The 5,973-nt window shown below is 63.7% G+C and carries 6 protein-coding genes; 3 read left to right on the top strand and 3 right to left on the bottom strand.

Features of this window, described 5'->3' with window-relative positions; genetic code table 11:
- The 3 genes from GPT33_RS16400 to GPT33_RS16410 all read right to left on the bottom strand — a co-directional run.
- Positions 1 to 559: ABC transporter substrate-binding protein (locus GPT33_RS16400; protein ID WP_296810990.1), on the bottom strand; the 559-nt coding region annotated here is incomplete at its 3' end.
- A 2-nt stretch (positions 560 to 561) separates the two neighbouring features.
- On the bottom strand, positions 562 to 1,260 hold the full coding sequence (locus GPT33_RS16405) for a hypothetical protein (RefSeq protein WP_296810993.1): 699 nt from the start codon (positions 1,258 to 1,260) through the stop codon (positions 562 to 564).
- 191 nt (positions 1,261 to 1,451) lie between these two features.
- Entirely contained in the window at positions 1,452 to 1,832 is a 381-nt protein-coding gene (locus tag GPT33_RS16410; protein WP_296810995.1) for an Mth938-like domain-containing protein, read from the bottom strand.
- Between the two features lie 129 nt (positions 1,833 to 1,961).
- On the opposite strand from GPT33_RS16410, the gene gltX reads away from it, so the two are divergent.
- The 3 genes from gltX to GPT33_RS16425 all read left to right on the top strand — a co-directional run.
- Positions 1,962 to 3,383 (top strand): glutamate--tRNA ligase, encoded by a 1,422-nt coding sequence (gene gltX / locus GPT33_RS16415; protein ID WP_296810998.1) that lies wholly within the window; start codon positions 1,962 to 1,964, stop codon positions 3,381 to 3,383.
- 112 nt (positions 3,384 to 3,495) lie between these two features.
- Positions 3,496 to 4,965 carry a glycogen synthase gene (locus tag GPT33_RS16420; RefSeq protein WP_296811001.1) on the top strand — a complete coding sequence of 490 codons (1,470 nt, stop codon included), beginning with the start codon at positions 3,496 to 3,498 and terminating at the stop codon, positions 4,963 to 4,965.
- Between the two features lie 7 nt (positions 4,966 to 4,972).
- A partial coding sequence (locus GPT33_RS16425) for an aminotransferase class V-fold PLP-dependent enzyme (protein ID WP_296811004.1) occupies positions 4,973 to 5,973 on the top strand: 1,001 nt, incomplete at its 3' end.

A 5,973-nucleotide genomic window follows, 5' to 3' on the forward strand; every position in this document is an offset into this window, starting at 1 on the left:
GGAAAGGCTCGCTCGTGACATAGCCCTGTTGAATCGCACGGGGATCGGTAAGAAAGGGGGCGAGGTTGTAGGTGTACTTGCGGATCTGCCGATCCGTAAATCCGAACTTGGCCTTCAGCCAGATCCAGTGGCTGCCGACATCGGCGTCCGAGATCATGATCGGCTTGCCCTTCATGTCGGCAATGGATCGGACGTCCTCGCGCGGATGCGTGATCAGCACTTGCGGGTCTTTCTGGAAGATGGCCGCGACGGCCGTGGCCGGGATCCCGGCCGCGACGATGTTGATCGGGATAAAGCTGTTGGAGCCGATCCCGAAATCGGCCTGGTTGGAGCCCAGCAACAGCGGAACATTCACCGAGGGGCCGCCCTGAATGATCTCGACATCCAGACCCTGCTCGGCATAGAGGCCGAGCGCCTTGGCCTGGTAGAAGCCGCCTTGCGGGGCCTGCGCCTTCCAGTCGGTGACGAAACGGATCTTGGCCAGGTCGGCGGCCGTCGTCGCCGCGGCGAAGGCGAATCCCGCCAAGGCCAAGGCGGCGATAAGAGGGTGTTTCGACATGCTCAGGTCTCCGGCGGGGTCTCATCCCCGGGGACGGCATCCTGCAGGGGGCTCAGGAGCCGGTCGAAGTCGACCGGGTTGAGGTATTGAATGATCACCGTCCCGTTGGGGCTGCGGCTGATGTCCATTCCTCGCTCGGGGTAGAGCCAATGGACGATGTCGGTCTCGGGCTCGGTCAGGCGCAGATCGGGTGTGCCGAAGCGTTGCTCGATCAATTCGTTGTCCAGCCTAGCCTTCGGAAGATAGCTGATGGACCGAATCGGGCGCGAGGCCAAGGTCTCGACGTCGTTCGGGTCGAGCTTCACCTTGCGGCTGCCGCTGCCGACCTGGCTGATCCGCAGGCCGCGCTCGTACATGGCGGCGAGGGTGGCCTGGTCGACATCGAGCGTGATCACGAAGTCCGCGCGCAGGCGCTGCAGATGGATCTGGTCGAAGAAGGCTTCCACGCCGTAAGTCTCGGCCTGCGTCGGGTCTTGGAAGAGATTGACCTTGCCGTCCTCGCCGAACAGTGCACGCACCTGCGCCAGCGTGGTTTCCCCGATGGTGAAACCGAAGACCTGTGTGCGCCCCGCAACGTCCTGCGAAACGCGCCAAGGTAAGCGATCCGGGCCGTCTTCGATCGACGCGGGCATGAGCAAAAGAACGCCCAGGAAGCTCAAGACGGCGACGCCGAGGACGGAAAGAATGATCTGTCGATCCATGTGGTGGAGCGCTCCGGATGATGCGATGACAATCGAGCGAGCGGTGAGCCGACACGCAGGGCGTACAGATTCGGACCCGAAAAGATTGAAGAAAAGACCTGAACCGCGTCGACTCCGAGTCACTTGGGTGACGCTGAACGTGCGATATCACTGAAGCATAAATGATCACGCCGGACGCGGTTCAGCGCGGTTCAGCTCCAAGGCAAGAGACCGGCGACGACACGCCGCCCCTCCGACATCAAGATGTTGTAGGTCCGGCAGGCCGCACCCGTATCCATGACCTCGAAGCCGACGCCGCGCCCGATTACGGCAAAGTAGAGCGCCGGATCGGGGAAGACCTGTGTCTCCCCGGTCCCGAGCACGATCACCTGGATCCCGGGCTCGATCGCGATCAGTGCATCCAGGTGCTCGACCGTTAGATCGGCCGGGTCCGCCGGACCCCAGCCCTCTTCGACCCGGTTCGGCGTCACGATCAGCCCTCGGGTAAAGCGTCGACCCCCGATCCGGATGCCTTCCTTCCCGTAGGCGTCGATCAGTTGGCCGCTGCTGCTGTCTGCTTCGGAGAATCTCATGGTACGAACATAACCGAAGGCCGCTTGATTGAACAAGATGAGGGACGACGGCGAGCGAACAAGCGAGCAGGTCGAAGGGGCTCTGTTAGAATCGCCGCCACGCGTCCCCTACAACCGATCCGGAAGCCCATGACCGTCCGTACCCGATTCGCCCCGTCCCCTACCGGTTATCTGCACGTCGGAGGCGCCCGCACGGCGCTCTTCAGTTATCTCTTCGCGCGCAAGCACGGCGGGCAGTTCGTGCTGCGGATCGAGGATACGGACCTGGAGCGCTCGACGGCCGAGTCCGTCAACGCCATCCTCGAGGGCATGACCTGGCTCGGCTTGGACTACGACGAGGGACCCTTCTACCAGACCCAGCGCTTCGAGCGTTACAACGCCGTGATCGACGAGCTGCTGGCCAAGGGTCTGGCCTATCGCTGCGTCTGCTCGAAGGAGCGCCTGGAAAAACTGCGCGAGGACCAAATGGAGCAGCGGCTGAAGCCGCGCTACGACGGCCATTGTCGCGGTCACGAGGTCGATCCGAACGAGCCCCACGTCATCCGCTTTAAGAATCCCGGCGATGGCGTCGTGGTCGTCGACGATATGATCCGCGGCCGGGTCGTCTTCGCCAACGCCGAGCTGGACGACCTGGTCATCCGGCGCAGCGACGGGGCACCCACCTACAACCTGAGCGTGGTGGTGGACGACGCGGATATGGGCATCACCCACGTCATCCGCGGCGACGACCATCTCAACAACACGCCGCGCCAGATCAATATCCTGCGTGCGCTCGGCCATGAGCCGCCGCGCTACGCCCATGTGCCCATGATCCTCGGCGACGACGGTGCGCGCCTGTCCAAGCGCCACGGTGCGGTGAGCGTCATCGCCTATCGCGATCAGGGCTATCTGCCCGAGGCCCTGCTCAACTATCTGGTCCGTCTGGGGTGGTCGCACGGCGATCAGGAGCTCTTCTCCGTCGAGGAGATGATCAACCTTTTCGAGATCGGGGACGTCAACAAGGCGGCCTCCGCGTTCAACACCGACAAGCTCGATTGGCTGAATCAGCAGTATCTGCACCACGCCGACCCGGCGCGCATTGCCCGCCTGCTCAGTCCGCACATGGGGCGTCTCGACATCGATCCCGCGACCGGCCCCGATCTGATCGAGGTGGTCAAGGTCCAGGCCGCGCGCGCCAAAACCCTGACCGAGCTGGCCGAGATCAGCGCCTTCTTCTATCGCGACTTCGAGAGCTTCGACGAGGCGTCCGCCAAGAAACACCTGCGTCTGGTGGCACGCGAAGGGCTCGAGCGCCTGCGCGCGGCGTTCGAGCTGATGGCCTACGAGGATTGGACGCTCGAGGGACTCAAGCACGTCGTCGAAGGAATCGCCGAGGAACTGGGAACCAACATGGGCAAGGTCGCCCAACCCTTGCGCGTGGCCATCGTCGGTCGCGCCGCTTCGCCCGGTATCGATGAGACCCTACGGCTCGTCGGCAAGGACGCGACGCTGCGTCGTATCGACAAGGCTTTGGCCTACATCGCGGCGCGCAGCGGGAACGAGTCGTCGTAAGACCCGCGGGGGAGAAACATCGGGATCACCCCGCATGCGGGGTGACGCCGCGCTTAGGCGGGTCGAGGGTTTCGGCGTGCCCGCCAACAAAAAGCCAATCGGGAATTAGGGTATGTATATCGCCATGGTCAGCGCCGAGTGTGCGCCGATCGCGAAGGCAGGCGGGCTCGGGGATGTCGTGCACGGGCTCTCCCGCGAGCTTCTGGCGCTCGGCCAAGAGGTCGAGGTCTTTTTGCCGGGATACGATTCATTGCGCCACGACCTGATCGAAGGACGCCGCGAGGTCTACCGTGACCTGCGCGTCCCCTATTTCGATCGGTGGATCGACTGTCGCGTGGATTCCGGCGAGGTCGACGGGGTGACCTGCTTCTTCATCGAGTCCGACTCGCCCCATCGGTTCTTTCAGCGCGGGCGGATCTACGGCGAGACGGACGATGCGGATCGCTTCGCGTTCTTCTGTCGGGCCGTGCTGGAATTCATGCTGATCTCGGGTAGGCGTCCGGATGTCATCCATTGTCACGATTGGCAGACCGCGCTGGTCCCCGTGCTCTTGTTCGAGATCTACCAACGGCTCGGACTGACCGACGTGCGCGTCTGCTACAGCCTGCACAACCTCGGCTACCAGGGTGTGGTCGGCGAATCCATCCTGAGACAGGTCGGTCTGGATCCGGCTCGTCTCATGACTGCCGACCGCCTCCGGGATCCAGCAAATCCGAGCGCCGTGAATCTGATGAAGGGCGGGATCGTCTTCTCCAACTTCGTCAACACCGTCTCGCCGCGCTACGCCTGGGAGATTCAAAACACCGAGCAGGGGATGGGGCTTCAGGCCGTTTTGAAGACCCATGACGGCAAGTTCGGCGGTGTGCTGAACGGTATCGACGATGCGGTCTGGAACCCCGCGACCGATCGTCACATCCCGGAACCCTTCGATGCCGACCGACTCGACGGTAAAGAGGTCAATCGCCGTGCCTTGCGCGCGTATCTGGGCCTCGTTCAGGACGACAAGCCCATCGTGGCCGTCGTCAGCCGCCTCGACTATCAGAAAGGCGTGCATCTCCTGCGTTTCGGCATCGCGCATGCGTGCGCGCTCGACTGCCAGCTCGCGCTTCTCGGGGCCGCACTCGATCCGGTGGTCGCCGAGCAGTTCCGGCGCCTCCAGGAGGACACCGAAGGACACCCGGATTGCCGTCTGGTCCTTGCGTATGACGAGGAGTTGTCCCATCTCATCTATGCAGGCGCGGACATGATCCTCATCCCGAGCATCTACGAGCCCTGCGGGTTGACGCAGATGATCGCGATGAAATACGGCGTGGTCCCGATCGCGCGGCGTGTCGGCGGACTCGCCGATACGGTCTTAGACGCCAACTACTCGGATCGTCCCTTCGAGGAGCGCAACGGCTATCTCTTCGACGACCTGACCGAGTCCGCCTTGGCCGCCGCCATGGAGCGTGCGATCGATCTGTGGCGGAATCACCCCGAGTATTTTCGCCAGCTGCAGATCAACGGGATGCGTGTCGACCGCTCATGGGGTCGACCGGCACGCCAGTACCTGGACATCTACAGCCACATCCGAGTGCACTGAACCGAAGATGACTCCGCGACTCTCACCGACCCCCGCACCCTCCGTGCCCTTGGATCTGGCGGCCCTGCGTGCCCAGTTTCCGATCCTCGCAACCCGGGTGCACGACCAGCCGCTGGCCTATCTGGACAATGCCGCGAGCACGCAGCAGCCGCTGCAGGTCATCCAGGCGGTGAGCGACTATCACCAGCAATACCACGCCAACATCCATCGCGGCGTCTACCAGCTCTCGCGCAACGCCACCCGGATGCACGACTATGCGCGCGAGATGGTCGCGCACTTCCTACACGCCGCCGAGCCGGTGGAGTGTCTCTTCACGCGCGGGACGACCGAATCCATCAATCTGGTCGCCGCCTCCTGGGGTCGGGCCAACCTGCAGCCGGGCGACGAGATCGTCCTTTCACGCCTGGAGCATCACTCCAACATCGTCCCTTGGCAGATGGCCTGTGAGGTTACGGGTGCGCGCATCCGGGTCATCCCGATCGACGATGCCGGCGAGCTCGACATGGACGCCTATCGTCGCCTGCTCTCCTCGCGTACTCGGATCGTCGCGGTCAACCACGTCTCCAATGCACTCGGCACCGTCAATCCGGTGAAGACGATCATCGAGGAGGCCCATGCCGCCGGGGCGCTGGCCCTGATCGACGGTGCTCAGTGGGTCGCCCACGGCGCGACCGATGTCCAAGCGCTCGATGCCGATTTCTACGCCTTCTCCGGCCACAAGCTTTACGGCCCGACCGGCATGGGCGTGCTCTACGGGAAACGCGGCCTGCTGGAGGCGATGCCGCCGTACCAAGGCGGCGGGGACATGATCGAGCAGGTCACCTTCGAGAAAACGACCTACGCGCAGATTCCGAATAAATTCGAGGCCGGCACGCCCCATATCGCCGGTGCGGTCGGCCTGGCCGCGGCCATCGAGTGGCTCCAAGGAGTCGGGTTCGAGCGGATCGCGGCGCACGAGCAGCGTCTCCTGCGGCAGGCCACCGAGCGGTTGTCGGCGATCCCCGGTCT

Source organism: Thiocapsa sp., from assembly GCF_011390875.1.
Classification (GTDB): domain Bacteria; phylum Pseudomonadota; class Gammaproteobacteria; order Chromatiales; family Chromatiaceae; genus Thiocapsa.